Annotated in this window: 25 protein-coding genes and 1 pseudogene; 14 read left to right on the top strand and 12 right to left on the bottom strand. The window is 70.3% G+C overall.

What is annotated here, in order from left to right; genetic code table 11:
* Positions 1-167 precede the first annotated feature (167 nt).
* Entirely contained in the window at positions 168-2,471 is a 2,304-nt protein-coding gene (locus tag ACGFZN_RS15030; RefSeq protein ID WP_393858855.1) for a transglycosylase domain-containing protein, read from the top strand.
* A gap of 107 nt (positions 2,472-2,578) precedes the next feature.
* Here ACGFZN_RS15030 and ACGFZN_RS15025 read toward each other — a convergent pair whose 3' ends face one another.
* The 3 genes from ACGFZN_RS15025 to ACGFZN_RS15015 form a co-directional block, all read right to left on the bottom strand.
* Complete coding sequence (locus tag ACGFZN_RS15025; protein ID WP_393858854.1) at positions 2,579-4,669, bottom strand: SpoIIE family protein phosphatase; 2,091 nt, start codon at positions 4,667-4,669, stop codon at positions 2,579-2,581.
* A 344-nt stretch (positions 4,670-5,013) separates the two neighbouring features.
* Complete coding sequence (locus tag ACGFZN_RS15020) at positions 5,014-5,721, bottom strand: DUF402 domain-containing protein (protein WP_393858853.1); 708 nt, start codon at positions 5,719-5,721, stop codon at positions 5,014-5,016.
* Between the two features lie 84 nt (positions 5,722-5,805).
* A complete protein-coding gene (locus tag ACGFZN_RS15015) occupies positions 5,806-7,191 on the bottom strand; it encodes a class II fumarate hydratase (protein WP_393858852.1) in 1,386 nt (461 codons plus the stop codon).
* 78 nt (positions 7,192-7,269) lie between these two features.
* Between ACGFZN_RS15015 and ACGFZN_RS15010 the strand changes: the two genes are divergently transcribed.
* Together ACGFZN_RS15010 and ACGFZN_RS15005 are read left to right on the top strand one after the other, a co-directional pair.
* On the top strand, positions 7,270-8,070 hold the full coding sequence (locus ACGFZN_RS15010) for a Scr1 family TA system antitoxin-like transcriptional regulator (RefSeq protein ID WP_393858997.1): 801 nt from the start codon (positions 7,270-7,272) through the stop codon (positions 8,068-8,070).
* Positions 8,063-8,302 (top strand): DUF397 domain-containing protein, encoded by a 240-nt coding sequence (locus ACGFZN_RS15005; RefSeq protein WP_393858851.1) that lies wholly within the window; start codon positions 8,063-8,065, stop codon positions 8,300-8,302. Before ACGFZN_RS15010 ends, ACGFZN_RS15005 begins: the two co-directional genes overlap by 8 nt.
* Here ACGFZN_RS15005 and ACGFZN_RS15000 read toward each other — a convergent pair.
* Positions 8,265-9,932 carry a fumarate hydratase gene (locus ACGFZN_RS15000; RefSeq protein WP_393858850.1) on the bottom strand — a complete coding sequence of 556 codons (1,668 nt, stop codon included), beginning with the start codon at positions 9,930-9,932 and terminating at the stop codon, positions 8,265-8,267. The two genes, ACGFZN_RS15005 and ACGFZN_RS15000, sit on opposite strands and share 38 nt — an antisense overlap.
* Positions 9,933-10,112: 180 nt before the next feature.
* Here ACGFZN_RS15000 and ACGFZN_RS14995 point away from each other — a divergent pair, with 180 nt between their 5' ends.
* Both ACGFZN_RS14995 and ACGFZN_RS14990 read left to right on the top strand, forming a co-directional pair.
* Entirely contained in the window at positions 10,113-10,829 is a 717-nt protein-coding gene (locus ACGFZN_RS14995; RefSeq protein WP_393858849.1) for a DUF1707 domain-containing protein, read from the top strand.
* Between the two features lie 173 nt (positions 10,830-11,002).
* A complete protein-coding gene (locus tag ACGFZN_RS14990; protein ID WP_330338032.1) occupies positions 11,003-11,380 on the top strand; it encodes a WhiB family transcriptional regulator in 378 nt (125 codons plus the stop codon).
* 70 nt (positions 11,381-11,450) lie between these two features.
* On the opposite strand, the gene glpX is transcribed toward ACGFZN_RS14990, so the two are convergent.
* The gene (gene glpX / locus ACGFZN_RS14985) at positions 11,451-12,485 is read right to left on the bottom strand and encodes a class II fructose-bisphosphatase (RefSeq protein ID WP_393858848.1); all 1,035 of its coding nucleotides are present in this window, start codon (positions 12,483-12,485) and stop codon (positions 11,451-11,453) included.
* A 127-nt stretch (positions 12,486-12,612) separates the two neighbouring features.
* Between glpX and ACGFZN_RS14980 the strand changes: the two genes are divergently transcribed.
* Positions 12,613-13,140: a DUF4245 domain-containing protein gene (locus tag ACGFZN_RS14980; RefSeq protein WP_393858847.1), complete on the top strand. Its 528-nt coding sequence runs from the start codon at positions 12,613-12,615 to the stop codon at positions 13,138-13,140.
* A 65-nt stretch (positions 13,141-13,205) separates the two neighbouring features.
* Here the strand turns inward: ACGFZN_RS14980 and ACGFZN_RS14975 are convergent, their stop codons facing one another.
* The 3 genes from ACGFZN_RS14975 to xseA all read right to left on the bottom strand — a co-directional run bounded on the left by ACGFZN_RS14975 (position 13,206) and on the right by xseA (position 15,405).
* Positions 13,206-13,796 (bottom strand): malonic semialdehyde reductase, encoded by a 591-nt coding sequence (locus ACGFZN_RS14975; protein ID WP_393858846.1) that lies wholly within the window; start codon positions 13,794-13,796, stop codon positions 13,206-13,208.
* A gap of 173 nt (positions 13,797-13,969) precedes the next feature.
* Positions 13,970-14,200, bottom strand: coding sequence for an exodeoxyribonuclease VII small subunit (locus ACGFZN_RS14970; protein ID WP_393858845.1), 231 nt, complete (start codon positions 14,198-14,200; stop codon positions 13,970-13,972).
* Complete coding sequence (xseA, locus tag ACGFZN_RS14965; RefSeq protein WP_393858844.1) at positions 14,197-15,405, bottom strand: exodeoxyribonuclease VII large subunit; 1,209 nt, start codon at positions 15,403-15,405, stop codon at positions 14,197-14,199. The genes ACGFZN_RS14970 and xseA overlap by 4 nt, the downstream gene beginning before the upstream one ends.
* A 94-nt stretch (positions 15,406-15,499) precedes the next feature.
* Between xseA and ACGFZN_RS14960 the strand changes: the two genes are divergently transcribed.
* Both ACGFZN_RS14960 and ppgK read left to right on the top strand, forming a co-directional pair.
* Entirely contained in the window at positions 15,500-16,516 is a 1,017-nt protein-coding gene (locus tag ACGFZN_RS14960; protein ID WP_393858843.1) for a 4-hydroxy-3-methylbut-2-enyl diphosphate reductase, read from the top strand.
* Positions 16,517-16,545: 29 nt separating this feature from the next.
* Entirely contained in the window at positions 16,546-17,292 is a 747-nt protein-coding gene (gene ppgK, locus ACGFZN_RS14955; RefSeq protein WP_393858842.1) for a polyphosphate--glucose phosphotransferase, read from the top strand.
* A gap of 38 nt (positions 17,293-17,330) precedes the next feature.
* Here ppgK and ACGFZN_RS14950 read toward each other — a convergent pair whose 3' ends face one another.
* On the bottom strand, positions 17,331-17,876 hold the full coding sequence (locus ACGFZN_RS14950) for a DUF6542 domain-containing protein (RefSeq protein WP_393858841.1): 546 nt from the start codon (positions 17,874-17,876) through the stop codon (positions 17,331-17,333).
* A 188-nt stretch (positions 17,877-18,064) separates the two neighbouring features.
* Between ACGFZN_RS14950 and ychF the strand changes: the two genes are divergently transcribed.
* Positions 18,065-19,153, top strand: a complete 1,089-nt coding sequence (gene ychF, locus ACGFZN_RS14945; protein WP_393858840.1) for a redox-regulated ATPase YchF — start codon at positions 18,065-18,067, stop codon at positions 19,151-19,153.
* Positions 19,154-19,418: 265 nt separating this feature from the next.
* Here ychF and ACGFZN_RS14940 read toward each other — a convergent pair whose 3' ends face one another.
* Complete coding sequence (locus ACGFZN_RS14940) at positions 19,419-19,811, bottom strand: twitching motility protein PilT (RefSeq protein WP_393858839.1); 393 nt, start codon at positions 19,809-19,811, stop codon at positions 19,419-19,421.
* Complete coding sequence (locus ACGFZN_RS14935) at positions 19,808-20,074, bottom strand: hypothetical protein (RefSeq protein WP_385117384.1); 267 nt, start codon at positions 20,072-20,074, stop codon at positions 19,808-19,810. Before ACGFZN_RS14935 ends, ACGFZN_RS14940 begins: the two co-directional genes overlap by 4 nt.
* Before the next feature lie 594 nt (positions 20,075-20,668).
* Here ACGFZN_RS14935 and ACGFZN_RS14930 point away from each other — a divergent pair.
* Positions 20,669-21,418, top strand: coding sequence for a site-specific integrase (locus tag ACGFZN_RS14930; protein WP_393858838.1), 750 nt, complete (start codon positions 20,669-20,671; stop codon positions 21,416-21,418).
* Positions 21,393-21,572, top strand: coding sequence for a hypothetical protein (locus ACGFZN_RS14925; protein ID WP_393858837.1), 180 nt, complete (start codon positions 21,393-21,395; stop codon positions 21,570-21,572). The genes ACGFZN_RS14930 and ACGFZN_RS14925 overlap by 26 nt, the downstream gene beginning before the upstream one ends.
* 194 nt (positions 21,573-21,766) lie before the next feature.
* Here the strand turns inward: ACGFZN_RS14925 and ACGFZN_RS14920 are convergent.
* Positions 21,767-22,344 (bottom strand): annotated as a pseudogene (locus tag ACGFZN_RS14920) (Uma2 family endonuclease).
* A 115-nt stretch (positions 22,345-22,459) separates the two neighbouring features.
* On the opposite strand from ACGFZN_RS14920, the gene ACGFZN_RS14915 reads away from it, so the two are divergent.
* From ACGFZN_RS14915 to ACGFZN_RS14905, 3 genes are all read left to right on the top strand, one after another.
* Positions 22,460-23,509 carry a YihY/virulence factor BrkB family protein gene (locus tag ACGFZN_RS14915; RefSeq protein WP_393858836.1) on the top strand — a complete coding sequence of 350 codons (1,050 nt, stop codon included), beginning with the start codon at positions 22,460-22,462 and terminating at the stop codon, positions 23,507-23,509.
* Positions 23,510-23,676: 167 nt separating this feature from the next.
* Positions 23,677-24,105 (top strand): phage holin family protein, encoded by a 429-nt coding sequence (locus ACGFZN_RS14910; RefSeq protein WP_393858996.1) that lies wholly within the window; start codon positions 23,677-23,679, stop codon positions 24,103-24,105.
* The gene (locus ACGFZN_RS14905) at positions 24,102-24,575 is read left to right on the top strand and encodes a DUF3618 domain-containing protein (RefSeq protein WP_393858835.1); all 474 of its coding nucleotides are present in this window, start codon (positions 24,102-24,104) and stop codon (positions 24,573-24,575) included. The genes ACGFZN_RS14910 and ACGFZN_RS14905 overlap by 4 nt, the downstream gene beginning before the upstream one ends.
* Positions 24,576-24,580 lie beyond the last annotated feature (5 nt).

Genomic DNA, 24,580 nt, shown 5'->3' with positions numbered 1-24,580 from the left:
GTCGTTGCCGTCGCCGGGGCAACCTCCCGGCCTTCAGATCCGTCGGTTCCCTTGGAGCAGGTGCTGATTCTCACGTCCGTAAAAGAACGGATCGGACGTCCTTTGTCATATAGGCGGGTGTTAGCTTTCGGAGCTGACCCCGAGACGGAAGCGGAGCGAAGGGACCCATGGGACGAGCGGAAGAGAGACGAGCGCGACAGCGCGGTGGCCACCGCGCGGCGCCCAAGCGCCGCCGTTCCGGGCCCAGCGCGGACGCCAGGCGGCCCCTGATACGCCGGATCTTCACCTGGAAGAAGGTCCTCGGCACGTTCCTCGGCCTGTGCCTGCTCGGCATCGGCGGCTTCATCGTGCTGTACATGATGGTGGACATCCCCGCGGGCAACGCCGCCGCCAAGCAGCAGAGCAACATCTACAAGTACAGCGACGGCTCGATCATGGCGCGGGTCGGCAAGACCAACCGCGAGAGCGTGGACCTGGCCAAGGTGCCCAAGGACGTCCAGCACACCTTCGTCGCCGCCGAGAACAAGACCTTCTACACCGACTCCGGCATCGACCTCAGAGGCCTGGCCCGCGGTCTGTACAACACGGCGATGGGCCGTGGCGCCCAGGGCGGCTCCACCATCACCCAGCAGTACGTCAAGAACTACTACCTCAACCAGAACCAGACCGTCAGCCGCAAGCTCAAGGAGATGGTCATCTCCTTGAAGGTCGACCAGAAGCTGAGCAAGGACCAGATCCTCGCCGGCTACATCAACACCAGCTACTACGGCCGCGGCGCCTACGGCATCCAGGCCGCCGCCCAGGCCTACTACCGCACCGACGCCGACAACCTGACGGTCGAGCAGGGCGCCTACCTCGCCGCGCTGCTCCAGGCGCCGAGCCAGTACGACTGGGCCGTCGCCACCGACACCGGCAAGCGGCTGGTGAAGGCCCGCTGGAACTACGTCCTGGACAACATGGTCAAGCAGCACTGGCTGGACCCGGCCAAGCGGCAGGCCATGAAGTTCCCGACGCCCGAGCAGCCCAAGGGGACGCCGGGCCTGGAAGGCCAGAAGGGCTACCTCGTCGACCTCGCCAACCAGCAGCTCGAACAGCAGCTGATGCAGCAGGAGAACATCAGCCGCTCCCAGGCGGAGGCCGAGGTGGTCGACCGCGGCTGGACCATCACGCTGAACATCGACAAGAAGCGGCAGTCCAGCCTGGAGCAGGCCGTCAAGTCCCAGCTGACCGGCAAGCTGAACGCCAAGAAGCGCAAGGTCGACGCCAACGTGCAGGCCGGCGCGGTGTCGGTGGACCCCAAGACCGGCAAGATCCTCGCCCTTTACGGCGGTGAGGGCCTCTACAAGCACTGGACCAACAACGCCACCCGCCGGGACTACCAGCCCGCCTCCACCTTCAAGCCCGTCATCCTCGCCGCCGCGCTCGAGAACAACGCGACCACGCAGGACGGCAAGCCCATCACCGCCAACACGCTCTACGACGGCACCAGCGGCCGGCAGGTCGTGGACCACGGCACCAAGGTCGGCTTCGGCCCGCCGAACGAGGACGACCGCGACTACGGGCCGATCACCGTCCAGCAGGCCATGAACAACTCCGTGAACTCGGTCTTCGCCCAGATGGGCGTGGACGTGGGCATGCAGAAGGTCATGAGCACGGCCAAGCAGCTCGGCATGGACACCACCGGCATGCAGGCGGTGCCCGCGCAGACCCTCGGCTCCATGGGCGCGAGCCCCCTGGAGATGGCCGGGATCTACGCCACGCTCGACAACCACGGCACCAAGGTCACGCCGAGCATCCTGAAGTCCGCCGAGAACAGCGGCCGCACGGCCCAGATCGCGGACCCGGTGGGCGGCCAGGTGATCAGCCGCACCGCCGCCGACACCGTGACCTCCGTGCTGACCGGCGTGGTCGACGACGGTACGGCCAGGGAGAACGTGGCCGACAACCCGCTGCGCGACGGCCAGCAGGTCGCCGGCAAGACCGGCACCTCCGACGAGGACAAGTCCGCCTGGTTCACCGGCTACACCCCCGACCTGGTCACCTCCGTCGGCCTGTTCGGCGAGGACGCGAAGAGCCAGGCGCACGTCTCCCTGACGGGCGCGGGCGGCCTGGTCGCGTCCACCGGCGGCCCCGGCCGTGTCAACGGCGGTGGCTACCCGGCGCAGATCTGGGCCGCCTACACCTTCGGGGTGACGCACAAGGCCGAGTTCGACCTGGACACCACCCAGGGCGCCGCCGTCCAGCCGTCGGACACCCCGACCGTCAGCCGGACGCCGACGCAGACGCCGTCGCACACGGCGACCAGCAAGCCGCCGACCAGCTCCGCGCCGCCGTCGAGGACGCCGACGCAGACGCCGACCCAGACGCCCACGCAGACGCCGACGCAGACCCCCACGCAGACGCCGACGACGACACCGACCATCACCGACAACCCGCTCGATCCCGGTGGCGGCCAGAACTTCGGCCAGTAGGCCGGCCGGGTCTCAGCAGAGTCAGCAGACCGGCCGGACCGGTCACCGTACGCGCGAAGGGCGCCCGGGAACTCCCCGGGCGCCCTTCGCGCACGCGCACGGCCGGCTCAGCCGCGGTTCAGCTCGAACCACACCACCTTGCCGGTGCTCAGCCGGGTCGCGCCCCAGCGCCGGGCCAGCCGGTTCACCAGGTACAGGCCGCGCCCGCCCTCGTCCGTCGCCCGCGCCTGGCGCAGCCGCGGCAGCTGCGGCACGTCGTCGCCGACCTCGCAGCGCAGCACGTCGGTGCGCAGCAGCCGCAGCGTCACCGGCCGCGACGCGTACCGCACGGCGTTGGTCACGACCTCGCTGACCAGCAGCTCCACCGAATCCGTCAGCTCCTCCAGGTCCCAGCGGGCCAGCGCCCGCCGGGCCAGCCGGCGGGCCTGGCCGGGGGCCGTCTCCTCCGGGTCCAGCTGCCAGTAGGCGACATCGCTCGGCGCGATCCCGTCGAAGCGCGCCGCGAGCAGCGCGATGTCGTCGTCCCGGTCGCCCGGCCCGAGCATGTCCAGCACCTCGTCGCACAGGGCTTCCAGCGGCGGCGGATGGTCCGGCCCGGTCAGCTGCGCGGTCGCGGCGAGCTTCTCCCGCAACTGCTCTATGCCGGTCCACACGTCCCGCAACCGGGACTCCACCAGCCCGTCGGTGTACAGCAGCAGGGTCGCCCCGGCCGGCGCGTCCAGCTCGACCGCCTCGAAGTCCACCCCGCCCACGCCGATCGGCGCGCCCGGCGGCACCCGCAGCACCTCGGCCCGCCCGCCCAGGTGCAGCAGCACGGGCGGCGGATGACCGGCGTTGGCGATGGTGATGCGGTGCGTCACCGGGTCGTAGACGGCGTACAGACAGGTCGCCATGCGGTCGGTGCCGAGCCGCTGCGCCTGCTCGTCCAGGTGGTGCAGCACCTCCTGCGGCGGCAGATCGAGACCGGCCAGCGTCTGCGCGGTCGTCCGCAGCTGGCCCATGATCGCCGCCGACGTCATGGAGTGGCCCATCACGTCACCGACGACCAGCGCGACCCGGCTGCCGGGCAGCGGGATCGCGTCGTACCAGTCGCCGCCCACCCGCGCGGTCTCGGCCGCCGGCAGGTACCGGGACGCCAGCCGCACGCCGGTCGGCCGGGGCAGGGTCTCGGGCAGCATGGTGCGCTGCAGCTCGTCGGCGATGTACGCCTCCCGGCCGTACAGCACCGCCTTGTCGATGCCGAGCGCGCTGTGCGTGGCCAGCTGCGCCGCCACCAGCAGATCGTCCGCCTCGAACGCGAGCCGCTCCGGACGGCGCAGGAACAGCGCCGCGCCGATCACCCGGCGCCGGCCGCGCAGCGGCGCGAGGATCGCGTGCTGCCCGGACGGTACGACCGCCTCGCCGCCGTCGCCGAGCAGCTCGGGCAGCGCGGCACGGGCCGCGGGCGCGTCGGCGAACACCGGACGCACCCCGCGCAGCACCTCGTTCAGCGCGCCGCCGGGGCGCACCTCGCACAGCTCGGTCGTCAGCGCGGACAGCTCGGAGAGCGGGCTCGGCTCCGGCTCCGGGTCGAAGGCGGGCGGCAGCAGCACCCCGTCGGTGTCCCGCTCCTCCGGGATCCGGTCGGTACGGCGCAGCCGCAGCACCACCGGACCGGTGGGCCGCTCGTCGCCGACCGGCAGCGGGTCGCGCAGATACACCAGGATCGCGTCCGAGAACGTCGGCACGGTCGCCCGGCACAGGCCCATCACGATCTCGTCCAGATCGAGGCCGCGCGCGATCCGCCGGGTCGCCGCGCCCACGAATCTCAGCCGGTCCCCGTCACGCCGCATCGGCATCGGGCGGCCCGGCGGCAGACCGCGTCCGGTACGGCGGTCCCCGTCGCCCGGCCCCCGCTCCTGCTCGGCGCCGGGCTGCGGCGGGATGACCTCCGGCGCGGGCCGCGGCCGGTGGGCGTCGGTCTCGGTGGTGGCGGGCTGGGAGTGCTCGGGGCCGTTGACTGGGGGCTCCTTCCCCTTGCCGTCCTTTCCGTGGCCACAGCCGGTGGCCGTGCCCGGACCGGAGGGCGCCGCCTCCGCCCGGGTCTGTACCGGTAAGGCCGGGGCGGCTGCCGGTGTCGGGGTACGCAGCAGCGCCCCGCGGCCCTCCGCGGGGTCGGCGCCCTGGGCGCGCTCGAAGGAGGTGGGCTGCTCCGTCACGCGTGTCGCATCCATCCGTACGGCACTGCGCGCCGGGCGCGCAGTTGCTCCCGCAGAAGTCCCGATACCCGCAATACGTGCCCCAGGAACGGAATTCCCGCGTGCTCAGAGGTGGTTCCTGTGCCGCCACCGGTCGCGGTGGTCACGCCGTCGTACCCCTCGCTCACGTCCTGCCGCCCCTCGGTGACGATCGGTCAAGCCTGGCCCATGCCCCGGTAGTTGCTGTTGTGCGCCCACCCGTCTCCCGGCCACCACCCCTCAACGACGGCGCTGCGCGCCGACCTTGTCCAACATGGTTGCGGAGGACGATCCTACGTTTCGTGCCCGGGGGCGCATCAAGGGTCTCATGAGGACACATGCGCGGGCGTACGGTCCCAGTCCTCGGGGAGAGAAGGTACCGCCCAGGACGGATCCGGGCGCCAGTGCTGCCAGCCCTCCGAGAACGGCGCCCCCCAGGACTCGATCACCTCGACCGCGTCCCGCCCGGCCGCCCGGACCCGTTCGGCGGTGGCCGCGTCCATCAGCCCGTCCCGCTGCGCCTGCGCGAACTCGTCCTCGTCGCGCCAGTGCCAGGTGCGGTCCGGGTGCACCGAGATGTCCAGGAAGTAGTCCTCGGAGTCCACGCCGCCCGCCCAGCGGACCAGCGGCCGCTCCAGATTGACGTACCAGTTCTTGAACCGCCAGCCCGGCTCCCAGAACAGCCACACCGACCAGGGCCGGCCGGGCTGCGCCAGCTTCAGCACCCCGGTGCCGAACCAGCGGTCCCGCTGCACCGAGCGCGGCTTGGTGTAACGCGACCCCAGCGGCTCCAGGTGCACCGGCGTGCCGTCGGCGAGGACCGGCTTCACGCACTCGGTGCCGGGGGCCATCCACACGGCGAGCAGGTCGTCGTCGTCGCGCACGACGGTCACGGGCCGGGCGATGTGGAAGTGCTCGCCGGCGTTCTGCCGGTAGCGCCACAGGATCTGCGTGCCCGGAGTCCAGGCCGCCGCAGCTCCCGGCTTCGTCGCGCCGGCTCCGTCCATGTGCGTCATCGCTCCGTCGTCCGCCATGAACAGATATTAGGTGCCGTAGGCATCCGACGCTGCGGTACGCGTCACCCTCGCGTGCCGGTGGCCGGAAAGGTTCGCCGCTGGTCACGGGTGCGTCATCCGCAGGACATCCAGCGCCTCGTCGAGCTGCTCCACCGTCAGATCGCCCCGCTCGACGTACCCGCTCTCCAGCACGACCTGACGGATCGTCTTGCGTTCCGCCAGCGACTTCTTGGCGACCTTGGCGGCCTCCTCGTAGCCGATGAACTTGTTCAGCGGGGTGACCACGGACGGCGACGACTCGGCGTACTCGCGGGTCCGCTCCCGGTCGGCGGTGATGCCGTCCACCGTCCGGTCGGCCAGCAGCCGCGAGACGTTCGCCAGCAGCCGGATCGACTCCAGCACGTTCTTGGCGATGACCGGGAGCATCACGTTCAGCTCGAAGTTCCCGGCCGCGCCGGCGGTGGCGATGGTGGCGTCGTTGCCGGTGACCTGCGCGGCCACCATCAGCACGGCCTCCGGGATCACCGGGTTCACCTTGCCGGGCATGATGGACGATCCGGGCTGGAGGTCGGGGAGGCGGATCTCGGCGAGCCCGGTCCGCGGTCCCGACGCCATCCACCGCAGATCGTTCGCGATCTTCGTCAGCCCGACGGCGATGGTCCTGAGCTGCCCGCTGGTCTCCACGATGCCGTCCCGGGCGCCCTGCGCCTCGAAGTGGTCCCGGGCCTCGGTGAGCGGCAGCCCCGTGACGCGGGCGACCTCCTCGATGACGGCCGCGGAGAAACCGGGCGGGGTGTTGATGCCGGTGCCGACCGCGGTTCCGCCCAGGGGGAGTTCGGCGAGGCGGGGCAGGGACGCCTTCAGCCGCTCGACGCCGTAGCGGATCTGCGCCGCGTACCCGCCGAACTCCTGGCCCAGCGTCACGGGGGTGGCGTCCATCAGGTGGGTCCGCCCGGACTTCACGACGTCGGTGAACTCCTCCGACTTGCGGGAGAGGGCGGCGGCGAGGTGCTCCAGGGCGGGGATCAGGTCGTGGGTGACGGCGGCGGTGGCGGCGATGTGGATCGAGGAGGGGAAGACGTCGTTGGACGACTGCGAGGCGTTGACGTGGTCGTTGGGATGCACGTCGCGGCCCAGCCGCTCACTCGCCAGCGTGGCGATCACCTCGTTGGCGTTCATGTTGGACGACGTCCCCGACCCGGTCTGGAACACGTCCACGGGGAAGTGCTCGTCCCACCGCCCCTCGGCGACCTCGGCCGCTGCCTCCTGGATCGCCTCGGCCGTCTCCTTGTCGACCACACCGAGCTGCGCGTTCACCTTCGCGGCGGCCCCCTTGATCCGGGCCAGCGCTTCGATGTGCGCCCGTTCGAGGCGCCGGCCCGAGATGGGGAAGTTCTCTACGGCGCGCTGGGTCTGCGCACGCCACTTGGCGGTGGCGGGGACGCGGACTTCGCCCATGGAGTCGTGCTCGATGCGGTAGTCGCTCATACCCCTTACAGCGATCGGGCGCCCTCGATTGTTCCCGTTCGTTACGCTGAGTGAGTGACCGGTTGCGAGGGGGTGCCTGTGGGGACGGCGTACGGCGACTGGCTCCGGCAGCAGCGGGAGGCGTCCGGACTGACGCAACAGCAGCTGGCGGAGGCGGCGATCATGTCGCGGACGCACATCGCGCACATCGAGGCGGGGAGGAGGGTGCCGTCGGAGGAGGACGCGCGGAGGCTGGACAGGGTGCTCGACACGAAGGGGGCTCTGATCAACTTCCGGCCGGGGAGCGGCGGGAGGGTGATCGCACCCCTCTTCGAGGCGGCGCACGCATTGGAGCAACAGGCCTCCGAGATCCGGGAGTTCGCGCTGTCGTTCGTGCCCGGTTTCCTCCAGACCGAGGCCTACGCCGATGCCGTACTACGGGACGCTTCGTATCCGCCGATGGGCAAGGAGATGCGTGCCAGGGCTGTCGCCTCGCGGCTCGACCGGGCGCGGATCCTTGATGATCCCTGCACGCCCGTGGTCTGGGTGCTGCTCGACGAGGTGGTGCTACGACGCCCGATCGGCGGACCGGAGGTGATGGCGGAGCAGATCGCCCACCTGGTACGCCTGGTGGAGGAGGAGCGCATCCGGGTTCATGTGGTGCCGCTCGGGACAGGCTGCTATCCGCTGCTCGTGGGCCAGGCCAAGCTGATGTGGTTCGAGGACCAGCCCCCGGCCGTCTACGTCGAGGCGTTCCTCACCGGCACGGTGCACGACGAACCGGCCCTGGTCCAGCGCATGCAGGCGACCTACCATCTCGTGCTGGGAGAGGCCCTGCCGCAAAAGGAGTCACTGGCTCTGATGCGGTCGACCGCGGAGGAACACAGTCACCATGACTGACCAGCGCGCCATATCCGACGCTTCCACACTCAAGGGCTGGCGCAAGTCCTCCTACAGCGGCGGCAACGCAACCGACTGCCTGGAGGTGCTCGACCACCATCCCCAGGGCCTCCCCGTGCGGGACTCCAAGGCCCCGCACGGTCCGGCCGTCGTCTTCGGCCGGTCGGCCTGGTCGTCGTTCGTGACCTGGGTCGTTACGCCAGCCCCGGCCCCCGCACCGGAATCGACGTGAACGTCGGCTGAGGGGCGGGGTCCTGGAAGAAGTCGTTGCCCTTGTCGTCCACGACGATGAACGCCGGGAAGTCCTCGACCTCGATCTTCCAGACGGCCTCCATGCCCAGCTCCTCGTACTCCAGGACCTCGACCTTCTTGATGCAGTCCTGGGCGAGACGCGCGGCCGGGCCGCCGATGGAGCCGAGGTAGAAGCCGCCGTGCCGGGCGCACGCGTCGGTGACCTGCTTGCTGCGGTTGCCCTTCGCCAGCATCACCTTGGAGCCGCCCGCCGCCTGGAACTGCTCCACGTAGGAGTCCATGCGGCCGGCCGTCGTCGGGCCGAAGGAACCGGAGGCGTAGCCCTCGGGGGTCTTGGCCGGGCCGGCGTAGTACACCGGGTGGTCCTTCAGGTACTGCGGCATCTCCTCGCCCGCGTCCAGCCGCTCCTTGATCTTGGCGTGGGCGATGTCGCGGGCGACGACCAGCGGGCCGGTCAGCGACAGGCGGGTCTTGACCGGGTACTTGGTCAGCTCGGCGAGGATCGTGTCCATCGGCTGGTTCAGGTCGATCTTCACGACCTCGCCCTCGTCGAGGTGCTCGTCCGTCGTGTCCGGCAGGAAGCGCGCCGGGTCGGTCTCCAGCTGCTCCAGGAAGACGCCCTCGGGGGTGATCTTCGCGAGCGCCTGGCGGTCGGCCGAGCAGGAGACGGCGATGGCGACCGGGCAGGACGCGCCGTGCCGGGGCAGGCGGACCACGCGCACGTCGTGGCAGAAGTACTTGCCGCCGAACTGCGCGCCGATGCCGATCTTCTGGGTCAGCTCGAAGACCTTCTCCTCCAGCTCCTTGTCCCGGAAGCCGTGACCGAGCGGCGAGCCCTCGGTCGGCATGTTGTCCAGGTAGTGCGCGGAGGCGTACTTCGCGGTCTTGAGGGCGTACTCGGCGGAGGTGCCGCCGACGACGATCGCCAGGTGGTACGGCGGGCAGGCGGCCGTACCCAGCGAGCGGATCTTCTCCTCCAGGAACTTCATCATGGAGGCCTCGTTCAGGACCGCCTTCGTCTCCTGGTACAGGAAGCTCTTGTTGGCGCTGCCGCCGCCCTTGGCCATGAACAGGAACTTGTAGGCGCCGCCGTCGGTGGCGTACAGCTCGATCTGGGCCGGGAGGTTGGAGCCGGTGTTCTTCTCCTCCCACATGGTGAGCGGAGCCATCTGCGAGTAGCGCAGGTTCAGCCTGGTGTAGGCGTCGTAGATGCCGTGGGAGAGGTGCTTCTCGTCCTCACCTTCGGTGAGGACGTGCTGGCCGCGCTTGCCCATGACGATCGCCGTGCCGGTGTCCTGGCACATGGGCAGCACGCCGGCCGCCGCGATGTTGGCGTTCTTCAGCAGGTCCAGGGCGACGAACTTGTCGTTGGCGCTGGCCTCGGGGTCGTCGATGATGCGGCGCAGCTGCGCGAGGTGGGCCGGGCGCAGATAGTGCTGGATGTCGTGGATGGCCTCCTCGGCCAGCTTGCGCAGCGCCTCCGGCTCCACCTTGAGGAACGTCCGCCCGTCCGGGCCCTCGACGGTGGAGACGCCCTCGGACGTCACCAGCCGGTAGGGGGTGGTGTCCTCTCCCTGGGGGAGCAGATCGGTGTACGCGAACTCAGGCATCTCAGCCCATTCCTCACTCTGACGGACGGCCGCCCGCCGACGCTGGCGGGCGTCACCAGCCTAGAACCTGCCACCGACACGGAATCTGTGAGGTAAGGCTCAGTCGGGCGGGGTCATCCGGTTCTCCCGGTTTTCCACAGCCCCTAGTCGCGATCTATCGCGTTTCTGTACTCTGTCGGCGTGGACCTTCAGAAGCAGACCGAAGCACCTGTCTCCGAGCTGCGTGCCTCGGACGCCGACCGTGACCGCATCGCCGGGATCCTCCGCGAGGCCCTGGCCGAGGGGCGGCTGACGGCCGACGAGCACGCCGAGCGCGTCGAGGGCGTCCTCGCCGCCAAGACGGTGGGCGAGCTGGACGTCTTCATCCGGGACCTGCCCGCCGCCCACCAGCGCCCCGCGCCCGCCTACACGCCCGTGCCGCCCCGCCCCGCCCCGGGTGCCATACCGCACGAGGCGGACGCCAACGTGGTCGCCGTCTTCAGCAGCGCCGTGCGCCGGGGCCGCTGGCGCGCCGGCCGCCGGATCCACGCGTACTCGGTCTTCGGCAGTGTCGAGATCGACCTCAGCGAGGCGATCTTCGAGTACCAGCAGGTCGTGATCAAGGCCGTCTCCGTCTTCGGCGACGTCCAGATCCGCGTCCCGGAGAACGTGTCGCTGCGCGGCACCGGAGGCGGCGTCCTCGGCAACTTCGAGGTGGACACCCTGGACTCGGTCGACTCCCAGGCCCCGGTGGTCTACGTCGACGGCTGGGCCGTGCTCGGCAACGTGGAGGCGCGGCCCAGGCGCGGCAAGCGCGTGGCGGACATCCTGGACCGGGTGCACGACAAGGTCGAGCGGAAGCTGGAGCGCGTCCAGGACAAGGTCGACAGGAAGCTGCGCAAACACCTGGGGCATTGACGCTCGCGAATCCACAGGTGAACGGAGGGCTCCGCTCCCGCCGTGCCGCCCCGGTGGGGCGTGAACGAGCCGCCGCGCGCCCCCGAGTGTCAACGCTGTGCATAGGCGCGCGCACAGCGGGTAGGGCTTGCTGCATCGTCTCTCGCTCGCGAAGCCGTCGTCAGGAGTAGACCGTGCTGCAACCGCCGCATTCGTCCCTGCAGGTAGCTGCCGTTCCGGCCCAGCGGGTGCCAGCGCGAGACCGGGACCAAGACGCTCCCTGGCACACCGAGGCCGTGTGCCGGCGCGACGAGGCGGGCCTGTTCTTCGCCCCGTCCAAGGAGCCGACCGCCGCCCGGCTCTCCCGCGAGGAGGCGGCCAAGCGCGTCTGCGCCCGCTGCCCGGTGATGGTCGAGTGCCGCGAGCACGCCCTCCTCCAGCCCGAGCCGTACGGCGTCTGGGGCGGCCTCACCGCGGCGGAGCGGCGCGTGGTCCTGGCCCGGCGCCGCCGCCGGGAGATGGAGCTGAAGAAGGCGGCACGGGCCACGGCGGCCAACCGCATAGCGGGCTGACAAGCCGACGACGGGGCGTCCCCTCCGCACAGGGGGCGCCCCGTCGCCTCCGGACTCCGGCCGCCCGGCGCTACTTGGCCCGGTCGAAGTCGATCGCGCTGTAGGCCCGCAGCTTGCTCAGCCGGTGCTCGGAGTAGATCCGGCGCACCGTCCCCGACTTCGACCGCATCACGATCGACTCGGTCAGCGCGGTCTCCGAGCGGTACTGCACACCGCGCAGCAGCTCGCCGTCGGTGATCCCGGTGGCGACGAAGAACACGTTCTCGCCCGAGACCAGGTCGTCCGTGGTGAGCACCCGGTCCAGGTCGTGCCCGGCGTCGATCGCCCGCTGCCGCTCCTCGTCGTCCTTGGGCCACAGCTTGCCCTGGATGGTCCCGCCCAGGCACTTCACGGCGCAGGCCGAGATGATGCCCTCGGGCGTACCGCCGATGCCGAGCAGCAGGTCGACCCCGGTCCCCTCGCGCAGCGCGTAGACCGAGCCCGCCACATCGCCGTCGGAGATCAGCTTGATGCGCGCGCCGGCCTCCCGGACCTCCCTGATCAGGTTCTCGTGCCGCGGCCGGTCGAGGATGACGACGGTGACGTCCTCCGGCGTGGCCTTCTTCGCCTTGGCGATCCGCTTGATGTTGACGGACACGGGCGCGTCGATGTCGACGAAGTCGGCCGCCTCGGGGCCGGTGACCAGCTTGTCCATGTAGAACACCGCGGACGGGTCGAACATGGCGCCCCGCTCGGCGGCGGCGAGCACGGCGATCGCGTTCGGCATGCCCTTGGCCGTCAGGGTGGTGCCGTCGATCGGGTCGACCGCGATGTCGACCTCGGGACCGGTGCCGTCGCCCACGTGCTCCCCGTTGAAGAGCATCGGGGCCTCGTCCTTCTCGCCCTCGCCGATGACGACGACGCCGTTCATCGACACGGTGGAGACGAGCGTCCGCATGGCGCGCACCGCGGCGCCGTCGGCGCCGTTCTTGTCGCCGCGCCCCACCCAGCGGCCGGCGGCCATGGCGGCGGCTTCGGTCACCCGGACGAGCTCGAGGGCGAGGTTGCGGTCGGGAGCCTCGGAGGGAACGTCCAGCTCGGACGGCAGGTGATGATTTTCGGTCATCGGAGCGCACCTTTCTGATACGACGACGGCCGGATGAGGGTGTTGGTCCCGACTCTATCGTTAGGCAGACAAAATGAGCAGGGGACCCCACGGATGAGCGCTTGGGGTACCTGCGACCATAGGGGGCGTGGCAGGTTCGAACGGCAAGCAGAAGACGGCCCGGGACATGATCCTCTCCCTGGCCCTGATCGGCATCGCGGCGGCGGTCGTCTACTTCCTCACCATCCCGCACGACGATCACGCTCCCGACCTCAAGCGGGTCGACTACCGGGTCGAGCTGCTCACGGCCCGCCGTGCGGCGAGCTACCCCGTGGCGGCACCCGAGGGCCTGCCGAGTACCTGGAAAGCGACCTCCGTACGCTTCCAGGGCGAGGACGGCGACAGCTGGCACCTCGGCTTCCAGACCCCGGACAGCCAGTACGTGCAGATCGAGCAGTCCACGCAGAAGCCGGCCGCCTTCATCGACGACGCCACCCAGGGCGCGTCGGCGACCAGGCAGACCGAGACGATCGGCGGCCGCACCTGGACCCGCTACACCGGCGGCCGCTACGACGCCCTCGTACTGAACGGCACACCCGGCTCCACGACGGTGGTGGCCGGCACGGCGTCCTTCACGGAGCTGACGAAGATGGCGGCGGCGCTGAAGATGCAGTGAGCCGCGCGGCACACGCGCGAGAGGCCCCCGGCGGTGCCGGGGGCCTCTTCGTGTCGCGGATCCGCTCAGACGGTCGTGACGACGTCCTCGTACGCCAGGCGCGGCGAGCGCGGGAACCAGGCGTCCGGGCCGGGCTTGCCGATGTTGACCACCATCAGCGGGGTGTGGTCGTCGTCCAGGAACTCCTTGCGGACGCCCTCGTAGTCGAAGCCGGTCATCGGGCCGGCGGCGAGGCCGGCGGCGCGGACGCCGACGATGAAGTAGGCGGCCTGCAGGGCGGCGTTCAGCGCGGCGGCGCCCTCACGGACCGGACGCTCGCTGAAGAAGACGTCCTTGGCCTGCGGGAAGTGCGGGAAGAGGGAGGGCAGCTCCTCGTGGAACTCGTTGTCCGCGGAGAGGATCGCGACCAGCGGGGCGGCGGCCGTCTTCGGCTGGTTGCCCTCGGCCATCAGCTTCACCAGCCGCTCACGGGCCTCGGGGGAGCGGACCAGGGTGATGCGCAGCGGGCTCTGGTTGAAGGCGGTGGGGCCGTACTTGACCAGGTCGTAGATCGCCTGCACCTGCTCCTCGGTCACCGGCTCGTCGGTGAAGGTGTTCGCGGTACGGGCCTCACGGAACAGCAGGTCCTGGGCGGCGGGGTCAAGAACGAGAGACATGCGTGAACTTCCTAGGTGGCGTCCTGATCCGTACCGGACCGCGGTCCGGATCGGCTGACAGGACGACACTACGACAGTTAAGTTCAACTTTCAACGAAGCTTGGCCCGCAGTGGCTCGCCTCACAGCCCGAACAGGCGACGCGCCGAAGAGCCGGTCGCCGGAGACCCGGCCCCTACTCCGCGTCCTCCTCCCCGTCCCCCTCCCCCTCGGCCAGCGCCGCGTCCAGCCGGGCCCGTGCCCCCTCCAGCCAGCGCCGGCACACCCGGGCCAGTTCCTCGCCGCGCTCCCACAGGGCCAGGGACTCCTCCAGCGTCGTACCGCCCGCCTCCAGGCGCCGTACGACCTCGATCAGCTCGTCCCGCGCCTGCTCGTACGAGAGCGCCTCGTCCACCTTGCTCGTCATTCGCCCACCTTCACCGTGAATTCACCCTCGGCGACGCGCGCCCGCAGGGCCTCGCCGTCCGACACCTCGTCCGGGCCGCGCACCACGTGCCCGTCGGCCTTCTGCAGCACCGCGTAGCCCCGCCGGAGCGTCGCGGCGGGGGAGAGCGCCACCACGCGCGCGTGCGTGTGCGCCAACTCCGAGTCCGCGCGATCCAGAAGATGGCCGAGGGTCCGCCGGCTCCGCTCCACCAGGGACGCCACATGGTCGGCGCGCTCGTCGATCATCCGGTGCGGATCCTCCATCGACGGGCGGGCCAGCGCGTGCGCCAGCCCCCGCTCCTCCCGCTCGACGAACGCCTTCACACAGCGCCGGGCCCGGTCCCGCAGCATCCGCACCCGCTCGAACTCCTCGCCCACGTCCGGCACGACCTTCTTGGCCGCGTCGGTCGGGGTGGAGGCGCGCAGGTCGGCCACATGGTCCAGCAGCGGGTTGTCCGGCTCGTGCCCGATCGCCGACACGACCGGCGTACGGCACGCGGCCACCGCCCGGACCAGCTGCTCGTCGGAGAACGGCAGCAGGTCCTCCACGCTGCCGCCGCCCCGCGCGACGATGATCACGTCGACGTCCTCGATCTCGTCCAGCTCCTTCACCGCCTGCACGACCTGCGGCACGGCGTGCACCCCCTGCACCGCGACGTTGCGCACCTCGAAGCGGACGGCGGGCCAGCGGTGCCGGGCGTTCTCCAGCACGTCCCGCTCCGCGGCGGAGGCGCGACCGCAGACCAGCCCGATCAGCTGCGGCAGGAACGGCAGCGGCTTCTTCCGCTCCGGCGCGAACAGCCCCTCCGCCGCGAGCGCCTTCTTCAGCTGCTCCAGCCGGGCCAGCAGCTCACCGACGCCGACCGGCCTGATCTCGGCGGCGCGCAGCGACAGCTGCCCCCTCGGGGCATACCACTCCGGCTTCGCCAGGACGACGACCCGGGCGCCCTCTCCCACCACGTCGGCGACCGCGTCGAACACCTGCCGGTAGCAGGTCACGCTCACCGAGATGTCGTACGACGGGTCCCGCAGCGTCAGGAAGACGACCCCGGCGCCGGGCCGCCGCGACAGCTGCGTGATCTGCCCCTCGACCCACACCGCCCCGAGCCGGTCGATCCACCCCCCGATCAGCCGGGAGACCTCACCGACGGGGAGCGGGGCTTCAGGGGTGGTCTTTGCAGCCATGCGCCCGAGGGTAACGGGGCGTACCGACAAGGGGGTGCGCCGCCGGGCACGCGCGCGTGGCCGGGTGGCCGGGCGCCGCCGGACGCACCCTACGATGGGACGCATGACCGCTTCGTCTGGCCGCCGTGTCCTGCTCGCCGCCCCCCGTGGCTACTGCGCCGGTGTGGACCGCGCCGTGATCGCCGTCGAGAAGGCCCTCGAACAGTACGGGGCCCCGATCTACGTCCGGCACGAGATCGTCCACAACAAGTACGTCGTGCAGACCCTGGAGAAGAAGGGCGCCATCTTCGTCGAGCGGACGGAGGAGGTGCCGCCCGGCAACATCGTCATGTTCTCGGCGCACGGCGTCGCCCCGGTCGTGCACGAGGAGGCCGAGCGCGGCCGGCTCGCCACCATCGACGCCACCTGCCCGCTGGTCACCAAGGTCCACAAGGAAGCCGTCCGCTACGCCAAGGAGGACTACGACATCCTCCTGATCGGCCACGAGGGCCACGAGGAGGTCATCGGCACCTCCGGCGAGGCCCCCGAGCACATCCAGCTCGTCGACGGCCCCGGCGACGTCGACAAGGTCGAGGTCCGCGACCCCTCGAAGGTCGTCTGGCTGTCCCAGACCACCCTGTCCGTGGACGAGACCATGGAGACCGTCGACGCCCTGAAGACCAAGTTCCCGGGCCTGGTCTCCCCGCCCAGCGACGACATCTGCTACGCCACCCAGAACCGCCAGCTCGCCGTGAAGCAGATGGGCGCCGAGGCCGAACTCGTCATCGTCGTCGGCTCGCGCAACTCCTCCAACTCCAAGCGCCTGGTCGAGGTCGCCAAGCTGGCCGGTGCCCGCGAGGCGTACCTGGTGGACTTCGCCGACGAGATCGACGAGGCCTGGCTGGAGGGCGTGAACACCGTCGGCGTCACCTCCGGCGCCTCCGTCCCCGAGGTCCTGGTCGAGCAGGTGCTCCAGTGGCTGGCCGAGCGCGGCTACGGCGACGTGGAGATCGTCAAGGCGGCCGAGGAGTCCATCACCTTCTCCCTGCCCAAGGAACTCCGCCGGGACCTGCGCGAGGAGGCCGCCGCCCTGGTCGCCGAGCGCGGCGGGAGCGGCGCCACCGGGGCGTGACCGTCAGTGGCCCGTCGTAACGTGGTGCCATGCAGATCTTCGGCGTGGACATCGGCGGGTCCGGCATCAAGGGCGCTCCCGTGGACCTGGAGAAGGGCGATCTGGCCCAGGAGCGCTGCAAGGTGCTCACCCCGCACCCGGCGACGCCCGACGGCGTGGCCGACGGGGTCAGGCAGGTCGTGGACCACTTCGGCTGGACCGGCCCCGTCGGCGTGACCTTCCCCGGCGTGGTCACCGGCGGCGCCACGGTCCGTACGGCGGCCAACGTCGACAAGAGCTGGATCGACACGGACGCGCGCGCCCTGTTCGGCGCCAGGCTGGGCGGGCTGCCGGTGACGGTCGTCAACGACGCGGACGCGGCCGGCGTCGCCGAGATGCAGTTCGGCGCCGGCCGGGACCGCAGGGGCACGGTCATCCTGCTCACCTTCGGCACCGGCATCGGCAGCGCCGTCTTCGTGGACGGCGTCCTCGTTCCGAACACGGAGCTGGGCCACCTGGAGCTGAAGGGCCACGAGGCGGAGAAGAAGGCCTCCAGCAAGGCCAAGGACGACCACGGCCTGAGCTGGGAGCAGTGGTCCCGCCGCGTCCAGAGGTACCTGGCCCATCTGGAGATGCTGTTCTCGCCGGAGCTGTTCATCATCGGCGGCGGGGTCAGCCGCAAGTCCGACAGGTTCCTGCACCTCATCGACGGCGTCAGAGCCGAGATCGTCCCCGCCCAGCTGCAGAACAACGCGGGGATCGTGGGCGCGGCGATGAGAGCGGCCCAGCAGGCGTAGCGGGCTCCGGCCCCGGCACCGCGGGTTCGGGTTCGGGTTCAGGTACGGCGCCGCCGCCGTACCCACCGCACCCGCCGGACGAGCACGATCACGGAGGCGGCCAGCGTCCCGCCGTACAGCCAGCCGGCCTGCGTGGCGAGCCCGGTGAACAGCCCCATCAGCCGGCCGAGCAGCCCCCCGCCCCCCGTGGACACGGGGACCAGCCCCACGGCGAACCCGAGGGGCACGACCACCGGCGCGGTCAGCACCTCCGCGTCCCGCACCCACAGCGCGGTCAGGACGCTCACCGGCACGAACAGCACGCCGTACAGGCTCAGGGCCCCGTGGAACAGCAGCGCGTCCAGAAAGCCGAGCAGGAGCATCCCGAGGATGCAGAACAGTCCGCTGCCGAGCCCGGTGAGCCGGGGGTTCGGCAGCCGCGGCCCGGCCGGCCCGGACCCCGGCGCCCGCGGCTGCCGTCCCTGCCCCGCCGCCCCGCCCTCGCCGCCCGGCCGGCGCCGGGCCTGCGGCGGCAGCGGTGCGCGCTGCTGCGGCGTTCCGCGTCGCGGTCCGTCGTTCGGGGGTCGCGTTCTGTGTTGCTCCACTCGACCAACTTAGGTCTGTTTATGTGCCGAATAGGCCATCAGACACGCCGAGGGGGCAGAGGTTGGCCAGGCGTTCGAAGCTCCCGTGAGCCGCCCGGCGCGGACGCCGTAAACTGGTGGATCGGCCAGTGTCGGTCTGAAGGCCCCTGGCGCCCCTCCTGGCCCACTCACCCACGGGAAGTCGCAACGTGTCGCTCACGATCGGAATCGTCGGCCTGCCCAATGTCGGCAAGTCGACCCTGTTCAACGCCCTGACCAAGAACGACGTGCTGGCGGCCAACTACCCGTTCGCCACGATCGAGCCGAACGTCGGCGTGGTCGGCGTCCCCGACGGCCGTCTGGCCAAGCTGGCGTCGATCTTCTCCTCCGAGCGCATCCTCCCCGCCACGGTCGACTTCGTCGACATCGCCGGCATCGTGCGCGGCGCCTCCGAGGGCGAGGGCCTGGGCAACAAGTTCCTCGCCAACATCCGCGAGTCCGACGCGATCTGCCAGGTGATCCGCGCCTTCAAGGACGAGAACGTCGTGCACGTCGACGGCAAGGTCTCGCCGAAGGACGACATCGAGACGATCAACACCGAGCTGATCCTCGCCGATCTCCAGACCATCGAGAAGGTCCTCCCGCGCCTCCAGAAGGAGTCGCGCATCAAGAAGGACGTCGCCCCGAAGGTCAAGGCGGTCGAGGAGGCCAAGGAGATCCTGGAGAAGGGCGACACGCTCTTCGCCCACGGCATCGTCCAGGGCAGCGAGCGCGCCGAGCTCCTCCACGACCTGCACCTGCTGACCACCAAGCCCTTCCTCTACGTCTTCAACGTCGACGAGGACGAACTGGTCGACGAGGACTTCAAGAACGAGCAGCGCGCCCTGGTCGCCCCCGCCGAGGCCATCTTCCTCAACGCCAAGCTGGAGGCCGACCTCGCCGAGCTGGACGAGGAGGAGGCCCTGGAACTCCTCCAGTCCGTCGGCCAGGACGAGCCCGGCCTCGCCACCCTCGCCCGCGTCGGCTTCGACACCCTCGGCCTGCAGACGTACCTCACGGCCGGCCCCAAGGAGTCCCGCGCCTGGACGATCAAGAAGGGCGCCACGGCCCCCGAGGCGGCCGGCGTCATCCACACCGACTTCCAGAAGGGCTTCATCAAGGCGGAGGTCATCTCCTTCGACGATCTCGTCGCCGCCGGCTCGGTCGCCGAGGCCCGCGCCAAGGGCAAGGCCCGCATGGAGGGCAAGGACTATGTGATGCAGGACGGGGATGTGGTGGAGTTCCGCTTCAATGTTTAATTGAAAGTCAAGCCACTTTCTGAGGTTTTGGAAAGTGCAGGTCGGAAGGGGTTCGCCTTTAAGGCGGACCCCTTTTTGATCCGCTTGCGAGGTCTCGCGCTGGCTGGGTCATCACTCCGTCAAGATGCTGTTGCCCAGCGCGTGAGCCCGCTGTCGGGAGGTCCTGACGCTGGCCGTCCACCCCTATACGATCAGGTAGTCACACCTGTCTCCATCCCTGCGATATCTGGGCACGCAGAGGCTGGTCGTCAGAGATCATTGGTGGTCAGACGGTGCGGATGACGGGGGCGGGTTTTATGTCCTGGGCGTCGATGAGGGCGCGGATGTCGTCTGGGTCAGAGGTCCAGATGATGGCGCCGAGGCTGGCTGCCATGGTCACGACGGTGGCGTCGACGATGTCGGAGGTGCCCGCCTTGCCGCAGAGGATGCCTGCGGGTTTGGCGGTTTCGAGGCCGACGGGTACGACGTGGCACCCGGCGAGGAACTTGCCGAGTCTCACCTGGCGGCGGGAGTCCCGCCATGCCTGGCTGACGACGACGGACGGGACGTGGATGTCCCGGCCGTCTTCGAGGGCCAGGCTGTGGCGGGCCCACATGCGTCGGTCGTCGTTGTCGATGGCGATGAGGACCCCGGCGTCGTACAGGTAGGGGATGTTCACGCGGCCGAGGCTCCCGAACTGCTGAGGTATTCGGCGTCGGCGGCGGCCAGGTCCGCGCGGGCGGCGGCGAGTTCTTCCGGGGTGAAGGCGCCGTGTTCGGCCTGCCACTCCTGGATGACGGCCCGGCCGGCCCGCAGGCGCAGCTCGCGTTCGGCTGCTCCGGCGACGAGGCGGGAGAGTGGGATGCCTTCTTCCTCGGCGGCTCCGGCCAGGGCTTCGACCAGGGCTTCGTCGAGAGTGATAGTCACCTTCTTGGTAGCCATACATCCACCATAGCGCGGTATGGCCTTCGGTGCTGGCGCACGGATCACGGGGTGGGAGCGCGGAGGGCGTGAGCGCATCCGGTGAGGAGGTCCTCGCGGACTCGACGGCCCGCGGGGCTGCGGGTGAGGCTGGTGTCACATTCGCCGGAAAGAGGGGATTGGTGATGGATGTCTTGCTCGGCTGTGAGGTGGCGGTGCACGGTTTGAGCACGGGCCGGGCGAAGGACCACGGGGGCTGGGTGGCGAGCGTTTTTCAGAGGTGCAAGAGGGATATCCGGGACCGGAACTTTCCCTGTGATCGTCCGCGGTGTCGCCATAGGTGGACGGTGCGGTACCGGGAACCGGGCGGCAGGCGCGGTCGGCAGCGGGGAGAGGTCGTTTCCTCGTCGGGTGGGCTCGGACGGCGTGGACGCTTTCGCCGACAAGGTCGAGAACGACAAGAAAGCCGGCATTCGCATCTGTCCTGCGCGAGGGCTTGTGCCGTTGCGGGTTTGGACTCAGGAGTGGCTGGAGCGACGGGTCATCGGTGAGTAGACGCACCGCAACTACGAAGGGTTCATCCGTAACCATCTCGTGCCGCGCCTGGGGCGGAAGATGCTGGCCGGGCTGGCGCGGTGCGACTTCGAGGAGTTCGCCAAGGACGTGCACACCTCCGGTGCAGGGCTGGCGGTCTCCACGGTCAATGACCGGATGGTGATGGTGGTCGCCATGCTGGAGGCGGCCGTCGTTGACAAACGGATCCCGGCCAATCCCGCGCGCGGCGTCCGGATATCCCGGGCGGCCCCCTGCGCAGTGGACGAGGACGAGATTCCCACGCTGGGTGAGGTCGATCTGATCGCGGAGCACATCGCCCCGCAGTACCGGCTCGCGGTCTACCTTCAGTCGGGTACCGGCCAGCGCCCCAGCGAGGCCCTGGCCTTCTCCACCGAGTGCCGACGCTCTGGATTCCTCAGGATCCGCTGGCAGGTCAGCGCCAAGGCCCGCCGCCATGACTGCCACACGGTCTTCGTACCGCTCAAGCACCGGACGGAGGGTGAGTGCCGGGACGTCCCGGTAGCCCCGTTCGTCGAGCAGGAGATCGACGACCACCTGTCGCGGTGGGAGCCGGTGCCCGTGACCTTCACTGGGATGCGGGGCAGGCGACGTCGGCTGGAGGTCTTCTTCGCCCCGCGCCAGCGCGGCAAGAGCGTGATGCCCACCGCCTCCACCTACGGCTACCACTTCAAGAAGGCGTGCGTGTCGGCCGGCCTGGTCGATTGGGGACGGCAAGCCCAAACACACGCCCGGCAGTCTGCGGCACTTCTTCGCTTCGACCGCGTTGGCGAACGGCGTACCGATCCGTGAGGTCTCGCGCTGGCTCGGCCACAAGTCGATCAAGACCACCGTGGACATCTACGGTCATCTTGTCCCCGAGGCGTGGGGTCGTTGCCGAGACGTCATGCAGAGCGCCATGCGTCCTGCGGTCGAGGACTCGCAGGGGTCTGTCCCCGCGGCTTGACGTGCTGGATGTGCTGGACGAGTCCCGACGGTGCTGGATGGGTGCTGGATACGATCACTCGAAGGAAGGTTTCTTCAGGTGGGAGCGCTGCGTTGAGCGTTCCGGTTCAACGTGTGAGCGCTTGAGGCCAGAAGGGGTCGGACCCGCCGGAGTCCGGCCCCTTCCGTGTTCCCGTGCCGGCTTGGTGCTGACTCCTAGCTGCTTCGCGGCGGGGTGAGCCGGTCGAGGTCCAGACTGATCTCGAAAGGCACAGGCCGCTTCAGAGTGCCCCGGAAGATGCCGGCGGGCGCGTAGACGCCGGTCGGTTCGTCGAGTTCGTAGACGTGGACGACCGGGGCGCCGTCCTCGTCCTCGATGCACCAGTAGTGCGGGATGCCGGCCTCCGCGTACTTGCGGAGCTTGACCGTTCGGTCCCGGTGCGCGGACTCGGGTGAGACGACCTCGATGACGAGTCGCACCTCATCGGGGGTGAACCAGGTGCGGTCGCCGTCGTAGGCGGCCGTCGTCAAGAGCAGATCGGGCTCGGGCCGGTTTCGCTCGTCGAGCTTTATGGTCATCTCGCGACCGACCCGGACATCGCCGGGCGCCTGCTCCATGAGGGCGACGGCATGGTGACGAGGTGGCCGTGCCACCATCGCCGGGGCGACATCATGAAGACGAGGGCTCCGTCGATCAGCTCGGTGTGGCGGGGTGCCTCGGGGAGACGGTCCAGGTCCTCCGCGAACCAGCCTTCCTCGCGCGGCGGGCGCATCCAGTCGGGCAGTGCCGTCATGGCTCAACCGTAGCCACTCGGCGGGGCCCGGGCCACGAGATCACGGAACCGAGGCGGTGCCCGCAGGGGCGATGCGGACCGTTGCGCCGAGGGCGCGGTGGGTACTCGGCGGGGCATGGTGAGGTTGCATCTTCCAGGGCGTAAGGATCACCGTGACGGTGACGAGGCGCCGGGCCCCGAGGAAGTGGGGCCGGGGCCCGAGGTGGAGGGGGCGGCGCCGGACGCGCCGACGGAGCTGCCGATGCGGTCGTGGGGCGCGGTGCTCAGAGGAAGCCTGAGGGAGTTCAAGGACGACGAGCTCACGGACCGTGCGGCGGCGCTGACGTACTACGGGATCCTGTCGCTGTTCCCGGCCATGCTGGTCCTGGTGTCGATCCTGGGGCTCACCGGCAGGTCGACCACGGACAAAGTGCTCGGCAACGTCCGGAAGCTCGCGCCGGGATCGGCCAGGGACGTCATCACCGGAATCGTGAAGCAGGTCCAGGGCAGCGCGGGCATCGGCTCGGTGCTGGCGGTCGTGGGCCTGGTGCTGGCGGTGTGGTCGGCGTCCGGTTATGTCGCGGCGTTCATCCGCGCCGCGAACGCCGTGTACGACATGCCCGAGGGCCGGCCGGTGTGGAAGATCCTTCCGGTACGGGTCGGGCTGACCGTCGTCCTGCTGGTCCTCGCCGTCATCAGCGCGCTGATCGTCGTCTTCAGCGGCGGTCTGGCCCGCCAGGCCGGCTCCGCCCTCGGCATCGGGAGCACCGCGCTGACGGCGTGGTCGATCGCCAAGTGGCCGGTGCTGGTGGCCCTGGTCGTCCTCATGATCGCGCTGCTGTACTGGGCGAGTCCGAACGCCAAGGTCAAAGGCTTCCGGTGGATCACGCCGGGCAGTCTCCTGGCCCTGGTGATCTGGATGATCGCCTCCGCCGCCTTCGCCTTCTACGTCGCCAACTTCGGCTCCTACAACAAGACCTACGGCACCATGGCCGGCGTCATCGTCTTCCTCGTGTGGCTGTGGATCACCAACCTGGCGATCCTGCTGGGGCTGGAGTTCGACGCGGAGACCGTGCGGCAGCGGGCGATCGCCGGGGGACTGTCGCCGTACGAGGAGCCGTACACCCAGCCCCGTGACACCCGGACATGGGACGAGCGGGACCGGCGGCGGCTGGAGGACGGCTGACCGGCCCCGGAAGGAGCGCCGGACAGCGGCCGGCCCGGTGAACCGGCTGTCCTGGACCGGCCCTTTCGGGGTACTCGCGTCCACGCACGAGGCCGGAGCGGCCCGACGCCGCCCGGCCGGACCCATCGGAAGACAAGACGGGACGGGAGGTGATCGTCGTGTCGCGAGTGCAGCCACCCCCTGCCGGAACCGGCCGGGACGCGGACCGCGCCGGGACGGAGCCGGTGAGCGAGCTGGTGCAGCGGGCGTCGCAGCAGCTGACGGAGCTGGTGCGCGGCGAGCTGCGGCTGGCACAGGCGGAGATGAAGGAGAAGGGCAAGCGGTACGGCAAGGGCGGCGGCCTCTTCGGAGGCGCCGGAGTCGTCGGCTTCCTGACCTTGCAGGCCCTGGTGGCCACCGCGATCGCGGCGCTCGCGGTGCCGCTGCCCGTGTGGGCCGCCGCGCTGATCGTGACCGCGGTGCTGGGCGTGATCGCCGCGGTGATGGCCCTGTCGGGGAAGAAGCAGGTCAGCCAGGCGGCCCCGCCGACGCCCGAGAAGACGATCGAGAACGTGAAGTCCGACCTGGCCGAGATCAAGGAGAGTGCCCACCGATGACCCAGCCTCCGCACGACGAGCGGACCGCTTCCAGCCCCGAGGAACTGCGCGAGCAGGTCGAGCACACCCGCGAGGAACTCGGGCGGACGGTCCACGCGCTGACCGTCAGGACCGACGTCAAGGCCCGCGCCCAGGAGAAGGCCGCCGAGGTCAGGCAGCAGGCCGCCGTCAAGGCCGGTGAACTGAAGGCGAAGGCCGCCGGCGTCGCGCACCAGGTGCAGGACAAGGTGCAGGGCACCGTGCAGGACAAGGTGCCCGAACCGGTCAGGGACAGGGCGGCCGAGGCCGCCGGGCAGGCACGGGCCACGGCGGCCCGGGCCGGTCGGGTCTGGGAGGAGAAGGCGCCGGAACCGGTACGGCGCAAGGCCGCCGGGGCGGCGCGCACGGCACGGGACAACCGCGCCTGGCTGCCGGCGGCCCTCGCCGTGGCCGCCGTCGTCTGGCTGGCGTGCCGCCGCCGGAAGGGATGAGGCCG

Origin of the sequence: Streptomyces sp. NPDC048192 (genome assembly GCF_043202415.1) — a bacterium.
In the GTDB taxonomy this organism is placed as follows: domain Bacteria; phylum Actinomycetota; class Actinomycetes; order Streptomycetales; family Streptomycetaceae; genus Streptomyces.
Note: the sequence above shows the minus strand (reverse complement) of the source record. Positions and strands in the feature narration are given on the sequence as shown.